Here is a 13,959-nt window from a genome sequence, read left to right as displayed (position 1 = left end):
ACTGACAATAAACTGACACCACTTGGGGCGGCCCGACGGCATCTAGCGACGGCGAACCGCAAGTGATGAGCCGTTTATGGGAGGCGGAACAGCCGATGGTTGATGACCCACTTCGCGAGGAGCTCCACAAGGAGCTGCGGACGTTTCGGCGTGGCCCAGGACCACTCACGCAGCAGCGACTGTCTGGGCTCTATCAACTAATGGACTTCGTCGGGCACGGCAGTATGGAACAGGCGTTCGATGTCCTGATGCACCTCGCAGTAGTGCACGACGACGGCGAGGACGGCACAATACGCGCATTCTTCGAGTCAAGCGGGCTGAATACCGCTGGAGACAACCTCGATCAACGACTGGGAGAATGTGCCAGAAAGCGCTTCGTGACGGAAAGGACAATTCTTCGTCGAAGCGACAGAGGTGCCATTCAGCTCAGTGAACTAATTCGCGACGGTTATCTTTATGACCGTCCGCTCGGGAATGTGTATGCTGCTCAGGTTGGTAATTTGCTGTCGATTCGCATCAGTATCGAGGTGCCGGACGGTATGGCATACCGTCGTCCCAAGGTGTCCATCGGCGGCGTGATACAGGATCTCGCCTTCGCACTCAGGGAATCAAAAATAGCCGACATGCTGCGAGCTGAGGAGTCGCTCGACATCCCTCTGGATCTCTCCGGGTCGGATCCCGCCAAGCGGATCGCTACCGTTGAAATTTATTGGATTATGCCCGTGTGGGTAAGTTGGATGCTTGGTGCCCACATGGAGGATCCCGGGATATTTGCGACCGTGAGTGTCGAGCGTACGAGTTCGGCGCGGATAGATATTCGTCGCGTGGAGTTTATGGATAAATAGATAAAGTCTGGGGTGATTTACGAAAACAGCAAATCAGGTTAAAATCAGGGCAGATGTCAGGCCCGCCTGGAGCAAAGCTCCTGGGCCGTGACGCTCCGCCTGAAGTACACACGACGCATCGCTGCACGGAACCGCCGGTGCCCGCTGCTAAGTTGAGAGCACAGCCTCAGGGGATCAACGTAAGCGCGCTCAGGCGCAAGGAGCACAGACACGACCATGGCCGACGCCACCAAGGAAGCGCAGCGCGCGGAGCTACACAAGACCATCTGGCGGATCGCGAACGACCTGCGCGGCAGCGTGGACGGCTGGGACTTCAAGAGCTATGTACTCGGCATCCTCTTCTATCGCTTCGTATCCGAGAACCTCACCGTGTACCTGAATGACCTCGAAGTGGCAGCCGGCGACGCCGACTTCGACTACACCAAGCTCTCAGACAGCGACGCCGAGTTCGGCCGCAAGGACACCGTTGCCGAGAAGGGCTTCTACATCCTGCCCTCCGAGCTGTTCGTCAACGTGCGCAAGCGTGCCGCCCAGGACGAAAATCTGAACGAGACGCTGGCAGCCATCTTCAAGAACATCGAGGGCTCGGCCTCAGGGACCGACAGCGAGGATGACCTCAAAGGCCTATTCGACGACCTCGACGTCAACAGCTCCAAGCTCGGCAACACGGTCGACAAGCGCAACAAGAAGATCGTCGGCTTGCTCGACGCCATTGGAGACCTGCCGCTCGGCAACTTCCACGACCACACCATCGACCTGTTCGGCGACGCATACGAGTATTTGATGCAGATGTACGCCTCACAGGCTGGTAAGTCCGGTGGTGAGTACTACACGCCCCAGGAAGTCAGTGAGCTGCTGGCCCGGATCACCGTCGCGGGCAAGACCTCGGTCAACAAGGTTTACGACCCAGCAGTCGGCTCAGGATCCCTGCTGCTGAAATTCGCGAAGGTGCTCGGCAAGGACAACGTCCGCCAAGGCTTCTACGGTCAGGAAATCAACCTGACGACGTACAACCTGGCGCGAATCAACATGTTCCTGCATGACATCAACTACGAGAAGTTCGACATCCGGCACGGCGACACGCTGACCGATCCCCAGCATGAAGATGACGAGCCGTTCGAGGCGATCGTGTCCAACCCGCCCTACTCGATCAAGTGGGAGGGCGATGCCAACCCGCTTCTGATCAACGACGCGCGCTATTCACCTGCCGGTGTGCTCGCGCCCAAGTCAAAGGCCGACCTGGCGTTCACCATGCACATCCTGTCGTGGCTGGCCGTCAACGGTACTGCTGCGATTGTCGAGTTCCCTGGCGTGCTCTACCGCGGGGGAGCGGAACAGAAGATCCGCAAGTACCTCGTCGACAACAACTACGTCGACACCGTCATCCAACTGCCGCCCGATCTCTTCTTTGGCACCACCATCGCCACATGCATTCTCGTGCTTAAAAAGTCGAAGAAGGACAACTCGATCCTCTTCATCGATGGCAGCTCCGAGTTCATCCGCAATGGCAACAAGAACAAGCTCACCCAGCACCACCAAGACAAGATCCTCGATCTGTTCACCAACCGGAAGAACGTCGAGCACTTCAGCAAGCTGGTCTCGAGCGAGGACATCGCTGCCAACGACTACAACATCGCGGTCTCCTCGTACGTTGAGCAGGAAGACCTCCGCGAAGCAGTCGATATCGACGAGCTTAACGCCGAAATCGCCCGCATCGTCGTCCGTCAGCAGCAACTGCGTGCCTCGATTGATGAGATCGTCGCCGATCTAGAGGGTTCTTCACTATGACAGGAATACCCACGTGGGAAGCGTTCATGATTCCGACTCTGCGTGTGATGAGCGACGGCATAGTCCGCACACGGCGTGATCTCTGCCTCGCCGTTGCTGCAAACGCACAGCTCACAGAAGAACAGACGAAGGAATCTCTGCCATCCGGCCAACTGACCTACGAAAACCGCATCGGCTGGGGCCTTTCCTTTCTCACAAACGTCGGAGCCCTTGACCGTCCCTCGCGCGGTTACTACGTAATTACCGAAGCAGGCAGGCAGGTGCTCAGCCAGTTTCCCACCGGTGTTCGCGAGCAGGATATCAATGTGCTGGGCGAGGACGCCTCGTCACCGATCCGCCCCTACGCTGCATCAGCCGGGCGAAAAACAGAAACAGTCGAACTGCCGAGTGAGTCCGCCGCGCTCACACCGACCGAGCAGGTTCAGAGCGGCATTAAACGCATCCACAGCGAGGTGGCCGACGAGTTGCTTTCTCGACTTCAAGGCAAAGACCCCTCTTTCTTTGAAAATGCTGTCGTCCAGCTTCTCGTGGCGATGGGATACGGCGGCACCAATGGAAGCGGCTCCGTCACGCAACTTACTAATGATGGTGGAATCGACGGCGTGATCGATCAGGACATCCTCGGACTAAGCCGCGTATATATTCAAGCAAAGCGGTACGCCAGCGATAATTCAGTCCAGCGGCCCGAAGTGCAGGGCTTTGTGGGCGCCCTCCACGGCAAGGCCGACAGTGGGGTCTTCATTACAACGAGCCGATTCTCACAGGGAGCACAAGATTACGTTGCAATTTCCCCAACAAGAATTGTGCTGATCGATGGCAAGCGTCTCACTGATCTTATGATTCGCTACAACGTAGGCGTTCAGGTCCGCGAGACATACAACATCGTCGCAATTGATGAGGACTTCTTCGCATGAGCCGCATTGACGACCTGATCGCCGAGCTGTGTCCGAGTGGCGTGCCACGCAAGCTCCTTGGCGATATTGCAAAGCTCGTGCGTGGAAACGGGATGCCGAAGACTGATCTTATCGACACTGGCGTCGGAGCCATCCACTACGGGCAGATTTACACCAAGTACGGAGTGTGGACACGCTCAACGCATTCATTCGTTAGTCCCGAGACGGCAGCAAAGCTAGCAAAGGCTGATCCGGGCGACGTCATTATCACGAACACGAGTGAGAACCTTGACGACGTCGGCAAGGCAGTGGCCTGGCTTGGCGACGATCAGATCGTCACTGGTGGGCACGCCACGATTATCAAACACTCGATGGATCCCAAGTATCTTTCGTACTGGTTCCAGTCGCCGAGCTTCTACGAGCAGAAGAAGCGATTGGCGTCTGGAACGAAAGTTATAGACGTCTCAGCTAGGCAGCTTGAGAAGATTGTCATTCCCGTGCCGCCGCTTGAAGTTCAGCGCGAAATCGTGAGGATACTGGATCAGTTTACGGAGCTGGAAGCGGAGCTGGAAGCGGAGCTGGAAGCGGAGCTGGAAGCTCGGCGGCGCCAGTACGAACACTACCGCCGTAGCCTTATTGAATTCGACGGTGAAGTCGAATGCGCATTCCTTGGCGACATTGCGACCATTGGAACGGGGAGCCACGACACGAAGGATGCCGTTCCCGATGGCGCTTATATTTTTTACGCGCGTGGTCGTGAGACCCTCCGTCTCGACTCATTCGACTTTGACGAGCGTGCCATCATCACCGCCGGCGACGGCGTGGGGGTCGGCAAGGTCTTTCATTTCGCTAACGGACCGTACGCGCTGCACCAACGTGCATATCGGATTGTGCCAAACGAGAACGTCGACCCACGGTATCTCTATCACTATATAGTTGCCGATTTCGCCCAGTATCTTGAGGGCACTTCGGTTCACGCGTCTGTGACATCATTGCGACGGCCCATGTTTCTCAAGTATCCCGTGAAATTGCCGCCACTCGAGGAGCAAGTCCGGATATCTTCGGTGCTCGATGATTTCGATTCGCTGGTGAACAATATCAGCGTCGGTCTCCCGGCCGAGATTACTGCTCGGCGCAAGCAGTACGAGCACTACCGCGACCGCCTCCTGAGCTTTGAGGAGGTGTCGGAATGAGCGAATCAACTTTGCGCAAGTACGACCCGATCGCCGTCTCCTCTGAGAGTACGGTCGTCGCCGAATATCTCCCGGATACGCACTCTTCGGAGTCCTACCAGTCCGAGGCCGACCTCGAGCGCGAGTTCATCAAGCTGTTGGAGTCGCAGGCGTACGAGTACCTTCCGATCACCACGGAGGCTGATCTCACCGCGAACCTGCGCCGCCAGCTTGAGCTGCTCAATGACATGACGTTCTCTGATGTGGAGTGGCAGCAGTTCTTCACGGAGCGGATCGCCGGTGCGAACGACGGCATCGTCGAGAAAACGGTGCGCATCCAAGAGGATCACGTTCAGCTGCTGACGCGCGACGACGGATCGACAAAGAACATCAGCCTGATCGATAAGAAGAACATCCACAACAACCGGCTGCAGGTGATCAACCAGTACGAGGTTGGCAAGGGCGGAAGCGGTGGCAAGTACGCCAACCGCTATGACGTGACGGTGCTGGTCAATGGGCTGCCGATGGTGCACGTTGAACTAAAGCGTCGTGGTGTCGATATCCGCGAGGCGTTCAACCAGATCAACCGGTACCAGCGCGACAGCTTCTGGGCCGGCTCTGGCCTGTTCGAGTACGTGCAGCTGTTCGTGATCAGCAACGGCACGCTGACGAAGTACTACTCGAACACGACGCGGCGCCAGCACATTTCGGAGAGCGTCAGCGCGAAGAAGGCCAAGCGCCCGACGTCCAATTCATTCGAATTCACGTCCTGGTGGGCGGACGCGGCCAATCGACCGATCCAGGATCTGACGGCCTTCGGCAAGACGTTCTTTGCCAGGCACGCGCTGCTCAACATCCTCACCCGCTACTGCGTGCTGACGGCGGACCGGATGCTGCTCGTCATGCGCCCGTACCAGGTGGTGGCGACCGAACGCATCCTGCAGAAGATCGAGATCTCGACCAACTACAAGCAGCTGGGCAGCGTCGCAGCTGGTGGGTATGTCTGGCACACCACCGGATCAGGTAAGACACTCACCTCGTTCAAGACGGCACAGCTGACGAGCAAGCTGGAGAGCGTCGATAAGGTGCTGTTCGTGGTCGACCGCAAGGACCTGGACTACCAAACGATGCGCGAATACGACCGGTTTGAAAAGGGTGCGGCCAACTCCAACACTTCGACCGCGGTACTCAAAAAGCAGCTTGAAAATCCGAGTGCGAAGATCATCATCACGACGATCCAGAAGTTGGCAACGTTCATCAACGCCAACAAGGGCCACAGCATCTTTGATGGCCACGTCGTCATCATCTTTGACGAGTGCCACCGCTCGCAGTTCGGCGACATGCACACTGCTATTACCAAGGCGTTCAAGCGCTACAACCTGTTCGGCTTCACTGGCACCCCGATCTTCTCCGCCAACTCGGGCAGCGGCGGCAATCCGCGCTTGAAGACGACCGAGCAGGCGTTCGGCGACAAGCTACACACTTACACGATCAAGGACGCGATTAACGATAAGAACGTCCTGCCCTTCAAGGTTGACTACATCAGCACGATCAAGGTCGGCACACCTGACGACAAGCAGGTCTCTGCCATCGACACTGAACGAGCGCTACTGGCGCCCGAGCGCATCCGGCAAGTTGTTCAGTACACGCTCGAGCACTTTGACCAGAAAACCAAGCGCTCCAGCGGCTACAGCCACTCAGTGATCATCAACGTCGAAGACCTGGTCGGACGTAACCCAAAGGTTGCCGACGAGATCAAGCAAAGCAAGCGCGTGAAAGGCTTCAATGCACTGTTTGCGACCGCATCGATCGACGCTGCGCGTCGCTACTACAACCAGTTCCAGCTACAGCAGGAAGCGCTGACGCCGGACCGCCGGCTCAAGGTTGGCCTGATCTACTCGTTCGCCGCTAATCCGGATATGGAAGACGGTGCGCTAGACGAGGAGGACTTCGACACCGACACCCTAAGTGGCGATGCGCGCTCGTTCCTGGAGGATGCCATCCAGGACTACAACGACATGTTCGGAACGAGCTACGACACCTCGGCCGACCGCTTCCAGAATTACTACAAGGACCTGTCGCTGCGGATGAAGAACCGCGAGATCGACCTGGTCATCGTGGTCAACATGTTCCTTACCGGGTTCGACGCGACGACGCTCAACACGCTGTTCGTCGACAAGAACCTCCGCTCGCACGGCCTGATTCAGGCCTACTCCCGTACCAACCGCATCCTGAATTCAGTCAAGACCTACGGTCACATCGTCACCTTCCGTGACCTTGAAGAAGAGACCAACGACGCGATCGCCTTGTTCGGCAACAAGGATGCCAAGGGCATCGTGCTGCTAAAACCGTACGGCGACTACTACAACGACTACACCGAGAAGGTTGACGAGCTACTGTCCCATTTCCCGCTCGGCATGCCGATCGAGGGTGAGGCTGCCCAAAAGGCATTCATCAAACTACTCGGCGCCATCCTGCGTCTACAGAACATCCTGACGTCGTTCGATGAGTTCGCCGGAAACGAAATCCTGAGCGAGCGACAGAACCAGGACTACCGCAGCATCTACTTGGACCTGTACGCCGAGTTCCGCAAGGGCGGAGACTCCGAGAAGGAGTTAATCAACGAGGACGTGGTCTTCGAGATCGAGCTGGTCAAGCAGGTCGAGATCAACGTTGACTACATCCTGATGCTGGTCCAGAAGTACCGCGACCTGCACGGCGACGGAGAGGACAAGGAACTGCGCGCCGAGATCACCCGCGCCATCGACTCCAGCCCGAGCCTACGCAACAAGCGCGACCTCATCGAAGACTTCGTGGACCGCGTCTCAGCCAAGGGCGACGTCGACGACGAGTGGCAGCGCTATATCGCTGAACGCCGCGAAGCCGAACTTGTACAGATCATCGAAGATGAGAGTCTGCGTTCGGAAGAGACGAGGAAATTTGTTGACGACTCGTTCCGGGAAGGTGCACTACGCACCACGGGTACCGCGATCACGAAGGTACTCCCACCTGTGTCGCGCTTCTCTGCGAAGGGCGGTCACAGCGAGAAGAAGCAGCTAGTGCTCGCAAAGCTAGGAGTATTCTTCGACAGATTTGCTGGGCTTGGCACGAACGGAAGGGCTGATCGATGACAAAGAACACGACGACCGAGCGTGGCCAGTATCCGCTGTTCCTCGACGAGCCCACTGACGTTGACTTGCTGTCCTTTGATGCAGTCGCATCGACTGTCGTTGAAGCGGTCCTGGATCCCCGGCTCGACCCAATCGCGCTGGGTCTCTCGGGAAGCTGGGGGAGCGGCAAGACTTCCGTCCTTCGCTTGATTGCCCGCCAACTTCGTGAGTCCACGGGCGAAGTGGGCACGTGCCTTGTGATCGAGACCGACCCGTGGCGTTATGACCCACAGCTAGGTATCAAGGAATCCCTGATTGGCGAGATCCTTACCGCAATTGAGGCTGCTCTGCCGGCCGACGGGGTCGGAGAGAAGTCAAAGGCGCTACTGAAACGCCTCATGAAGCGGGTTGATTGGACCAAGGCGATGAAGCTGGCGGCAACATCTGCCATCACAGTGAGTCTTCCTTCAGTCGATAAGGTCCTCGACCTCGTGAAACCGAAGAGCGAGGTTGAAGGTGAGGATCAGCCTGAGCCAATCACCGACATGGTGCAGTTCCGTGCTGAATTTGCAGCTTTGCTCGAGTCGGACGGGCTCGCCGAGATAGAAAATGTGGTCGTCCTCGTCGACGACCTTGATCGGTGTCTTCCCGAGACGGTAGTTGAGACGCTCGAAACCATCCGACTGTTCTTGTCTGTGCCGAAGATGTCCTTCGTCATCGCAGCAGACGAAGAGCGCGTGGCCGAGGCCATTGCGACGCGATTCTCTGATTCTGGCGAGATCGGCGAAGAGTCGCCGGCACGTTTGTACCTCCACAAGATCGTGCAGACCTCAGTCCCCGTCCCTGCACTCAGTGATTTTGACACTGAGGCCTATCTCGTCCTGCTCCAGATTCGATCGCTGGTGTCGTCGGACGCTGACTACGACACCATCGTTGCGGAGGTGGCGGAGGCACGTCATGCGGCCGTCATGATTGAAACAGTGAAGTCGCTGCAACGCACTGAATTCGTAGAGCATCGCAACAACGCAGCCCGCATCCGGCCAATCATTCACGAGAAGACTCGCGGTAACCCGCGCCGCATCAAGCGGTTCCTCAACGACCTCTCCGTTCGACTCTCGATCGCCGCAAAGCGTGGTATTTCCCTTGATGAGGCCACGATTGCCAAGCTGATGGTGCTCGAGCAGTACTTCCCTCAGGAATTCAAGACCGTCACCGATTGGCTCCGCGAGCGAACACTGAGGTCTAACCTTGAGGCGCTTGAAGTGCAGGCCGGAACTCCCGAATCGACCGAAACGACTTCACACGACACCACAGAGGTCGATAGCGAATCGGCAGGGGAAGCTGAGCCGGACGATACCGAGAAGTCGCCAAAGAAAGCTGCCAAGGCAGATACGCCCAGCGCCAAACCACAGTTCAGCGAGGGTCTCATTAGATGGGCGCGTCTCTCACCTGCCCTTGCAAATAAGGACATAGCGCCCTACCTTGTCTTCGCCGCGAGCTTCAAGAGTGTATTTCTGGAGTCAGATGCGCTTCCTGAGTCAATTCGCGATATGGCAACACAGTTGCTCTCCCGTTCAACGAGTGAAGCACGGCGCGTCTCCGACGATATGCTTCGGAATCTTGAGCCATCCAACGCCAACCGACTCGTCACGTACATCGGTGGCGTTATTGTGGACGAGCCGCAGCGCCAAACAGGAGGTGTTATTGCTATGCTCCGCATCTCTCGCGTACAACCAGGTGCGGTGAAATCGGTAGTTAATGCACTCAAGCGGATCAAACCATCCGACCTCAAGGTGGCAGCGTTCACGACACTCCAAGCAACCGATGCGCCAGAGATCATGGCACAGTTCGATGCCATGGCTACTGCGAGTGGCAAAGGTGAACTCACCGGCGCTATGGCTGCCGTGAAAGAGGATGTCTAGCCGTGGGTACCAGCTCGTCGTATAAAGGCTCGACGAGCAAGGTGTCGAGTGCGCTTCGTGATGGCGTCGACAAATGGTCGCAGTCCCAAACGGACGACACGAAGACACCTGTCCCAGAGAGCCTCGTCGCCCAGGCGCTAAAAATTCCCATCTTCCGCCGTTCGAGCGGAGACGGCCCTGGTAGTGGAGGCGCGGGTGCAGGTGGCGGCGGTGGCCAGGGTGGAGGCCAAAAACAGAGCTCGCCGCGCCGCGACGCCCGAGCCTATTCTTCAACCGCGAGCCGTGCGGCGAGTCTGGCTCGAGCATTCCGCGAGGGCGACCGTGAGGCGCTTGCGAAGGCGGGACTGGATTTCGACCAACTGGCCGCTCTGCCTTCACGCTCGGAGCTAGTTCGAGCAATCCTTGACATCGTTTGCGGTGCAGATATGGGAAGTGACATTCCTGCGGAAGAGCAGCGCGAGATCGCTGCGCATCTTTTGGACTGGATGCTCGACACCGAAATGAATCCGACGCCGCCTGATGCTGTGGCAGTGTCGGAGCACGCGATCGGCCTTATTATCGCGGAAATGTTTCTTTCTGAAGCTGATGAGTTCACTTCGACTCCTGAGGTAACCCGCGCGGAGTTCGTGGAGGGCGTATACGAATCGAGTCAGCATCTGGCAGCCCGGTCCAACCTGTCCCAGGCTAGTGTGAGTCAGCAAGAACTCGACAAAGCGATCCAGAAGGGACTGAAGTGGCTTCGCCGAACCTACGCGAGGGATGACGGTTAGCCATGTTTCAGTACCGACTCTCTGTTCTACCGCCGAGCGACCCGCTGACACCCGACGTCGCAACGACATTCTTCTGGCACAGCAAACAGACCATGCCTTATTTCCACGCTAACGTCGGCCCTTTACTTGGGGAGTACGGCCCAGTGAAAAGCCGCAACATCGACCTCGTTCGCATCGCCGCAGCAGTGTTGGCAGCGGATCGGTCGGCAAGTCGTTCGGGACGCTTGTCAAGTTGGAATCAGCGTGAAATCGCCCTCACGATTGATGTCTTGGCCGTGACGCCGTGGAACGAGGTGAAAGACGATGTTGAGCGACTCCTCGGCTTCCTGACTGGCGATGTATGGTCACTCACCTTCCGCCGCGAGCACGGTCTGCCCGAGCAGATGGGACGAGTTGGCATCGATGCAGCGCGTGTAGTGCTGCTCAGCGGTGGTGCAGATTCGGCAACCGGTGCGCTCCTCTCGGCCAGAGAGCTCGTCGGCCGCAACGAGCAGCAGATCCTTGTCTCTCACTGGGCTTCGACCAACCTCTCCCACCTCCAGCATGAGGTTGCGAACGAGATCGAGCGCTTGGCACCAGGATCCACCGCGGACCATGTTCGGGCTCATATCGCGCGCGGGCGGCACGCACCGGACGGCACAGCCTATGGACGCGAGAATTCTACGCGATCCCGCTCACTCCTATTCATTGCCGTCGGACTCGCCATCGCATCGGTGGACGAGTTGCCTCTTTGGTTGCCCGAGAACGGCTATGCCTCAATCAACCCACCGCTCTCAAAGAGTCGGCGAGGCAGTCTCTCTACTAAGACCACCCATCCGAAGTTCATCGGCGACTTGGTACGCATTCTCAAACGCGTCGGCGCCCACCATGACGTCACCAATCCATATGCCGATCGCACCAAGGGGGAGATGTTCTCGCAGGTAACGGATGCGATTGGAACGGCGGCAGCGAGCACCTACCTCTCGATGACGTCCTCGTGCTCCCATACCGGCGCGCGATCGTACGGAATCGGCCCCGGCGTCTTCTGCGGCGTTTGCTTTGGATGCGTACTTCGGCGGGCATCATTTATTGCGAGCGATCTCCATGACGGCAGCCAATACCTCGAGCCGCAGGATGACAAGCAACGAAACTGGCTGACCAGGAAGTCTGTCATCCCGCCGATGCGAGACTTCCTGGCGGAATCCTTCGGCGAGGACGACTTGGCGCGGCTTCAGATTCCGCCGGACCTTCCACTTGCCGATGTCGCGTCACTGATTGAACGTGGCCGCAACGAACTAAGGCGACTGGATCTATGAAAACACCACCACCACTAGACACACACGCCCACATCGCCGCTGACATTGAAGGACACGAGATTCGAGCGCTCGGCGCCTTCATCTTCGCGATGACTCGCTCTGTCGACGAGTTCACGAAGATCTCCGCACGCCGTGACACTCGAGCCGTCTGGGGTGTCGGTGTACATCCGGGCTTGGTGCGGATCAACAAGGCATTCGACGCAGCCGACTTCGGCAAGGCGCTCTCGTCTGCCACCTTTGTAGGCGAAGTGGGACTCGATGGATCCAGCCGCGTTGCGCAGTCGGACCAGATTCGTGTGTTTCGTGCCGTACTAGCCGAACTACAGCGTCAACCTCGAATTGTGAGCATTCACAGCTCAGGCGCGCACTTTCAGGTGCTGCGTGAACTCCACCGCACCCCGGTGGATGGGGCGGTTCTTCACTGGTGGACAGGGTCACCCGAGCTCACAGAGGAGGCTGTGCGCCTGGGGTGCTACTTTTCCGTACCTCCGGCCATGATGTCATCGCTTGAAACACTCAAGCGCATCCCGATCGAGCGGATCCTTCCGGAGACTGACCACCCATACGGTGATCGGCGAACAGCAGGCGCTAGGCGTCCGGGCGGGGTGGCCGAGGTTGAGCGGCGGGTGGCGAAGCTTCACGGGCAGGAGTCGCGAGACATTCGCATCCAATTGTGGAAGAACCTCCGAACGCTGGCCGACGTGGCCGATAGTCGACACCGCTTCGGAACCGAATGGCAGGCCGTGTTCAACAACCTGGATTGACATTCAGATATGCCCCACATCAAAGCTCTGACAGCTTGCCGTTGTCGGTAGGGCGACCAATGCACCCCTGACCGTATGATGACACAATTAACGAGACGTTAGATTCGACTCCATCTTGAAAAAGGCCTGGGCAGTGCCATAGCTGCAACCTACCTCTACAGCGATAGCACGGATCGCATTCCCTTGCCGCCGAAGCTGTTTCATGCGCAGCGCCTGATCCTCTGTCAGGCTTTGTTGACGCATCGAGACACCCCGCTCTTTTAGCAAACGAAGCAGCGAAGACTTCGCAATGCCGAACTCGGTGGAAAGCGTGGTGGTCGGCTCACCTGCCTCGTAGCGCGCAACAATCTGATCCAGGGCGTCAGGGCCGAGACGGTCAACTAGACGGTAGCGCTGGCGGCTGAGCCTCATAGCCGGCGGCGCGTTATTAACAGTGTCCGAGGTCTGGGCTTCGAGGGCTGCTTGGACAGCATCGAACCTCTGAAGATAGTGGCGGGCACGCTTGGAATAGTGTCCGAGGACCTCGACCAGAAAGCGGAAAGCGCCGGAGAATTTCTCCGGCGCTTTCCGCTTTTTTGGTCAGCCGAGGGCGGCGTCCAGGGTGACGAAGCCGTAGCCTGCAGCCCGGAGTTGGGAGATCAGCTGGGGGAGGGCCGCGGCGTCGAGCGTTGAGCCGTCATCCGGGTTGGAGCCGAGGTGCATCAGGACGATCTCACCGGGCTGCGCTGAAGCCATGACGCGCTGGACGATAAAGTCCGGGCCGCGCGTTCCGTTCATCGTGCCTTGCCAGCCGAGGGTGTCAACTGTCCATCGGATCGCTGCGTAGCCGTCGGCGTTAACGGCCGCGATCGTGCCGGAATTGCGGGCACCGAACGGGAAGCGGAAGAACGGAAGCGGGTCACCTCCAGCGGCTTCGATGGTCCCCTGCGCGCTGCTGATCTCGGCTGCGATCCGGGCGTCGGTCAAGGTGGTGAAGTCCGGATGGGTCATGGAGTGGTTGCCGATCCTGTTTCCCGCGTTGTAGATAAGCGCCGGGTCGGAGGGGAACTGGCTGACCCAGTCTCCCGTGAGGAAGAACGTGCCGGGGACGCCGTTGGCTGCGAGGGTGGCAAGGATCGATCGGAGGCCGGCGTCGTTGGCGCCGGCGTCGAAGGTGAGCGCGACAACCTTCTGCGTAGTCGGAATGCGCTCGAGGTCTACGCCCAGGAGTGCCGCAGGGATAGTGGCATGGATGACCTCAATCCTGCTGCTGGCCTGGTGCCACAGGATCGAACCGTGCTGGAAGTCGCTGCGGCGTCCGCCCGTGATGCCGTACTCGTCGCTGGTCGGGTAGCCGAGCCTGCTGTGCTCCCAACCAAGGGCCGCCCACTGCCCCCGGATGGCTCCATGCACCTCATGGG

General features: G+C 58.4%; 11 protein-coding genes. 9 read left to right on the top strand and 2 right to left on the bottom strand.

Annotated elements, in window-relative coordinates:
* The first annotated feature begins 200 nt into the window (after positions 1-200).
* The 9 genes from NIBR502771_RS17905 (at position 201) to NIBR502771_RS17865 (ending at position 12,559) form a co-directional block, all read left to right on the top strand.
* Entirely contained in the window at positions 201-845 is a 645-nt protein-coding gene (locus NIBR502771_RS17905) for a hypothetical protein (RefSeq protein WP_141160888.1), read from the top strand.
* Between the two features lie 216 nt (positions 846-1,061).
* The gene (locus NIBR502771_RS17900; protein ID WP_141160887.1) at positions 1,062-2,633 is read left to right on the top strand and encodes a type I restriction-modification system subunit M; all 1,572 of its coding nucleotides are present in this window, start codon (positions 1,062-1,064) and stop codon (positions 2,631-2,633) included.
* Positions 2,634-2,659: 26 nt separating this feature from the next.
* On the top strand, positions 2,660-3,547 hold the full coding sequence (locus NIBR502771_RS17895) for a restriction endonuclease (protein ID WP_371706606.1): 888 nt from the start codon (positions 2,660-2,662) through the stop codon (positions 3,545-3,547).
* Positions 3,544-4,719, top strand: coding sequence for a restriction endonuclease subunit S (locus NIBR502771_RS17890; protein WP_141160885.1), 1,176 nt, complete (start codon positions 3,544-3,546; stop codon positions 4,717-4,719). Before NIBR502771_RS17895 ends, NIBR502771_RS17890 begins: the two co-directional genes overlap by 4 nt.
* On the top strand, positions 4,716-7,829 hold the full coding sequence (locus NIBR502771_RS17885) for a type I restriction endonuclease subunit R (protein ID WP_141160884.1): 3,114 nt from the start codon (positions 4,716-4,718) through the stop codon (positions 7,827-7,829). The genes NIBR502771_RS17890 and NIBR502771_RS17885 overlap by 4 nt, the downstream gene beginning before the upstream one ends.
* Complete coding sequence (locus NIBR502771_RS17880; RefSeq protein WP_110504060.1) at positions 7,826-9,730, top strand: P-loop NTPase fold protein; 1,905 nt, start codon at positions 7,826-7,828, stop codon at positions 9,728-9,730. Before NIBR502771_RS17885 ends, NIBR502771_RS17880 begins: the two co-directional genes overlap by 4 nt.
* Before the next feature lie 2 nt (positions 9,731-9,732).
* Positions 9,733-10,500, top strand: coding sequence for a hypothetical protein (locus NIBR502771_RS17875; RefSeq protein WP_141160883.1), 768 nt, complete (start codon positions 9,733-9,735; stop codon positions 10,498-10,500).
* Between the two features lie 2 nt (positions 10,501-10,502).
* Positions 10,503-11,795 (top strand): hypothetical protein, encoded by a 1,293-nt coding sequence (locus NIBR502771_RS17870; protein ID WP_141160882.1) that lies wholly within the window; start codon positions 10,503-10,505, stop codon positions 11,793-11,795.
* Positions 11,792-12,559 carry a TatD family hydrolase gene (locus NIBR502771_RS17865; RefSeq protein ID WP_141160881.1) on the top strand — a complete coding sequence of 256 codons (768 nt, stop codon included), beginning with the start codon at positions 11,792-11,794 and terminating at the stop codon, positions 12,557-12,559. Before NIBR502771_RS17870 ends, NIBR502771_RS17865 begins: the two co-directional genes overlap by 4 nt.
* An 87-nt stretch (positions 12,560-12,646) precedes the next feature.
* Here NIBR502771_RS17865 and NIBR502771_RS17860 read toward each other — a convergent pair whose 3' ends face one another.
* Complete coding sequence (locus NIBR502771_RS17860) at positions 12,647-12,970, bottom strand: hypothetical protein (RefSeq protein WP_141160880.1); 324 nt, start codon at positions 12,968-12,970, stop codon at positions 12,647-12,649.
* Between the two features lie 168 nt (positions 12,971-13,138).
* The gene (locus NIBR502771_RS17855; protein WP_141160879.1) at positions 13,139-13,951 is read right to left on the bottom strand and encodes a polysaccharide deacetylase family protein; all 813 of its coding nucleotides are present in this window, start codon (positions 13,949-13,951) and stop codon (positions 13,139-13,141) included.
* Positions 13,952-13,959 lie beyond the last annotated feature (8 nt).

The sequence above is a fragment of the Pseudarthrobacter sp. NIBRBAC000502771 genome (genome assembly GCF_006517215.1).
Taxonomy (GTDB): Bacteria; Actinomycetota; Actinomycetes; order Actinomycetales; family Micrococcaceae; genus Arthrobacter; species Arthrobacter niigatensis.
The sequence above is the reverse complement of the archived record's forward strand: the minus strand, read 5'-3'. Positions and strand labels throughout refer to the sequence as shown.